Annotated in this window: 1 protein-coding gene and 1 pseudogene; both read left to right on the forward strand. The window is 55.8% G+C overall.

All coding sequences use genetic code 11. The features are described 5' to 3' along the window. On the forward strand, window positions 1-2249 hold a 2249-nt coding region (bamA, locus tag ACIOWE_RS28400), incomplete at its 5' end, for an outer membrane protein assembly factor BamA (protein WP_401398199.1). A 45-nt stretch (window positions 2250-2294) separates the two neighbouring features. Continuing rightward, window positions 2295-2753, forward strand: a pseudogene (locus ACIOWE_RS28405) (OmpH family outer membrane protein); the annotation flags it as partial.

The following is a 2753-nucleotide window of genomic DNA, read 5'->3' on the forward strand; positions in this document are numbered from 1 at the left end:
GTGCCTTGCCGTTGAACGTCGGCGAGCAGGCGGATGATCGTCGCCTGGTGGAATCCACTCGTGCGTTGTTCAAAACCGGTTTCTTTCAAGATATCCAGCTGGGCCGCGAAGGCAACGTTCTGGTAATCACGGTTGTCGAGCGCCCATCCGTCGCCAGTATCGAGATCGAAGGTAACAAGGCGATCTCTACTGAAGACTTGATGAAAGGTCTCAAGCAATCCGGTCTGGCCGAAGGCGAGATCTTCCAGCGCGCCACCCTTGAAGGTGTGCGTAACGAACTGCAACGTCAGTACGTTGCGCAGGGCCGTTACTCGGCGACCGTCGATACCGAAGTGGTATCGCAGCCACGTAACCGCGTCGGTCTGAAAGTGAAGATCAACGAAGGCACCGTTGCTGCCATTCAGCACATCAACGTGGTGGGCAACACGGTTTTCCCTGAGGATGACCTGACCGATCTGTTCGAGCTGAAAACCACCAACTGGCTGTCGTTCTTCAAGAACGATGACAAATATGCCCGTGAAAAACTCTCCGGTGACCTGGAGCGTCTGCGTTCCTACTACCTGGACCGCGGCTATATCAACATGGACATCGCTTCGACCCAGGTGTCCATCACCCCGGACAAGAAGCACGTCTACATCACCGTCAACGTGACCGAGGGCGAGAAGTACACCGTTCGCGACGTCAAACTCAGCGGTGATCTGAAAGTCCCTGAAGATCAGGTCAAGTCCTTGTTGCTGGTGCAGAAAGGCCAGGTGTTCTCGCGCAAGCTGATGACCACCACTTCTGAACTGATCACCCGCCGTCTGGGTAACGAGGGTTACACCTTCGCCAACGTCAACGGCGTACCTCAGCCACACGATGATGACCACACCGTGGACATCCTGTTTGCTGTCGATCCGGGCAAGCGTGCCTACGTCAACCGCATCAACTTCCGTGGCAACACCAAGTCCGAAGACGAAGTGCTGCGTCGTGAAATGCGTCAGATGGAAGGTGGCTGGGCTTCGACCTACCTGATCGACCAGTCCAAGACCCGTCTTGAGCGTCTGGGCTTCTTTAAAGAAGTCAACGTCGAAACCCCGGCTGTTCCGGGTGTCGATGACCAGGTTGACGTGAACTACAGCGTTGAAGAGCAGGCTTCCGGTTCGATCACCGCCAGCGTTGGTTTTGCTCAGAGCGCCGGTCTGATCCTCGGTGGTTCGATCACCCAGAACAACTTCCTCGGTACCGGTAACCGCGTCAGCGTCGGTCTGACCCGAAGCGAATACCAGAGCCGCTACAACTTCGGCTACGTTGACCCGTACTGGACCGCCGATGGCGTGAGCCTGGGTTACAACGCGTTTTATCGCACCACTGACTACAAAGACCTCGACGTCGACGTAGCAAGCTATGCGGTAGACAGCCTGGGTGCCGGCGTGAACGTGGGCTACCCGATCAGCGAGACTTCGCGTCTGACCTTCGGTCTGTCCGCGCAGCAAGACAAGATCAAGACCGGTACTTACACCGTTGACGAGATTTTCGACTTCGTTAAGCAGGAAGGCGACCAATACCTGAACTTCAAGGCCTCGGCCGGCTGGTCTGAGTCCACCTTGAACAAAGGCGTATTGCCAACCCGTGGTCGTTCGCAGAGCCTGACCCTGGAAACCACCATTCCAGGTAGCGACCTGTCGTTCTACAAACTCGATTACCGTGGTCAGCTGTTCCAGCCGATCAGCGAGAACTACACCCTGCGTCTGCACACCGAGCTGGGTTATGGCGACGGTTACGGTTCGACCGACGGCTTGCCGTTCTATGAAAACTACTATGCTGGTGGTTTCAACTCGGTTCGTGGTTTCAAGGACAGCACGCTGGGTCCGCGCAGTACCCCGAGCAAGGGTACTAACCCGGGCACGCTGGCAGACCCGGATCAGGATCCGCTGCCATTCGGTGGTAACGTCCTGATTCAGGGTGGTGTCGAAGTCCTGTTCCCGCTGCCATTCGTCAAGGATCAGCGTTCCCTGCGTACTTCGGTATTCTGGGATGTGGGTAACGTGTTTGACTCGCAGTGCAAAGATACTGTTAACGCCGACGGCTCGAAGTCCAGCACCAAGTGCAACGACATCAGCCTGAGCAACATGGCCAGTTCCGTCGGTGTTGGCGTGACCTGGGTCACCGCACTGGGTCCTCTGAGCTTCGCGTTGGCCATGCCGATCAAGAAACCGGATGACGCTGAAACTCAAGTGTTCCAATTCTCCCTCGGCCAGACGTTCTAAGCGTCTGACCCAAGATAACGACAATGGATTTTGTAGGAGTGCATCGTGCGTAAGTTGACTCAATTGGTTCTCCTGGCCTCCGTACTGGTGGCAGGCCCGGCATTTGCCGACATGAAAATCGCTGTCTTGAACTATCAGATGGCGCTGCTGGAATCCGATTCGGCGAAGAAGTACGCCGTGGATGCCGAGAAAAAGTTCGGTCCTCAACTGACCAAACTGAAGACCCTGGAAAGCAGTGCCAAGGGGATTCAGGACCGTCTGATGGCCGGTGGCGACAAGATGCAGCAAGGCGAGCGTGAGCGTCTGGAGCTGGAATTCAAGCAAAAGGCCCGTGACTTCCAGTTCCAGTCCAAAGAGCTGAACGAAGCCAAAGCCGTTGCTGACCGCGAAATGCTCAAGCAACTGAAGCCGAAACTGGATAGCGCAGTGGAAGAAGTCATCAAGAAAGGTGGTTTTGACCTGGTGTTGGAGAGTTGAGCAGTGTTTGTTGTCAAACCTGAGTAC

This window comes from Pseudomonas sp. NPDC087598, assembly GCF_044743525.1.
In the GTDB taxonomy this organism is placed as follows: Bacteria; Pseudomonadota; Gammaproteobacteria; order Pseudomonadales; family Pseudomonadaceae; genus Aquipseudomonas.